Below are 775 nucleotides of genomic sequence, written 5' to 3' on the forward strand. Positions count from 1 at the left end.
TCTTGTGGTCCCCGGGGATCTCGCTCGGCCCGACCCGTCCGGGCACCACGTGATATTTGAGGAGTTTGGTGAGCGCGGCCGAATCGGTCTTCAGCGTTTCGATCGTCGCGGGATCGACCTTGGCGAAGGCGGCGTCGACCGGTGCGAACACGGTGAGCTGCCCGCCATCGAGGGTACCGACCAGGTTCACCTGCGGGTTGAGCTGACCGGACACCGCGGCGACGAGCGTGGTGAGCAACGGGTTGTTCGACGCGGCGACCGACACGGGTTCGGTCGCCATGCCGGTCACCGAACCCGGCCCGGTCGGCACCTGCTCGGCGTACGCGGCGCAGCCCGGGCCGACGGGAGCCGACGCGGGCGTTCCCGTCGACGGAGACGATGCCGCCGCCGACGACGTCTCGACCGCCGAGCCGGTGGTCGAGGACGCGGAGGAATCGTCGTTGTCATCCGAGCAGGACGAGGCCCCCAGAACGGCGGCGGTCAGGGCCGTAGCCAGCAGAAGTGATCGTTTCGCGTTTCGCATCTCGGGTTGCTCCCTTCGGGTTGACCTCAGCGGTCGTGATTGTCATTACGCGCGAGCACCGAACCGCCGCGGCAGGCCACAACAGCCACCACCGCGTTCACGCACCCCGTGCAGAGCGACCGCACGAGCGGATGTCCACTCCAGGAAGTCTCGCACTGTTCACCCGCGAATGCATCGTTTATGCGTCGATCTTGTACTGAATTTTTGCTAAGAGTTTGCCTGATGGAGACTCCGGCGACTTTCGAGCCCCGC

Annotated in this window: 2 protein-coding genes; both read right to left on the reverse strand. The window is 66.2% G+C overall.

What is annotated here, in order from left to right:
* A partial coding sequence (locus NA8_RS32260) for a fasciclin domain-containing protein (RefSeq protein ID WP_063054053.1) occupies nt 1-523 on the reverse strand: 523 nt, incomplete at its 3' end.
* A 26-nt stretch (nt 524-549) separates the two neighbouring features.
* Nucleotides 550-775: hypothetical protein (locus NA8_RS34785; protein WP_218019544.1), on the reverse strand; the 226-nt coding region annotated here is incomplete at its 5' end.

This window comes from Nocardia arthritidis NBRC 100137, from assembly GCF_001612765.1.
Taxonomy (GTDB): domain Bacteria; phylum Actinomycetota; class Actinomycetes; order Mycobacteriales; family Mycobacteriaceae; genus Nocardia; species Nocardia arthritidis.